The 278-nt window shown below is 58.6% G+C and carries 1 protein-coding gene; it reads left to right on the top strand.

All coding sequences use genetic code 11. The features are described 5' to 3' along the window. A partial coding sequence (locus QK293_RS27550) for a hypothetical protein (protein WP_282383546.1) occupies nucleotides 1-278 on the top strand: 278 nt, incomplete at both ends.

Genomic DNA, 278 nt, shown 5'->3' with positions numbered 1-278 from the left:
CGAACGTCACCTCGATACCTTGATAAAACTCGGCCAAGAGCAAAACAAACGCATCATTGATGTGCTCGAAGGCTCCAGCTTTAGTGGCAAACGCGGGGTCAACGACTTCATCGACCGGCCGGCCATGGACAGCGCACTGTTTCAGCATCGCGACGACCTTGGCCGCTGGAACCGATTGCTGGAGCGCATTACCGCTGACCGCACCCTGCTGGTGGGTGCCGGTCGCTTCCATCGCTCGGCCTGGTATTACGACGCGCAGGATCAACAGCAACTCCACC

It is taken from the genome of Pseudomonas sp. AL03 (assembly GCF_029960815.1).
Classification (GTDB): domain Bacteria; phylum Pseudomonadota; class Gammaproteobacteria; order Pseudomonadales; family Pseudomonadaceae; genus Aquipseudomonas.
This window is presented reverse-complemented; position numbering and strand designations above follow the sequence as displayed.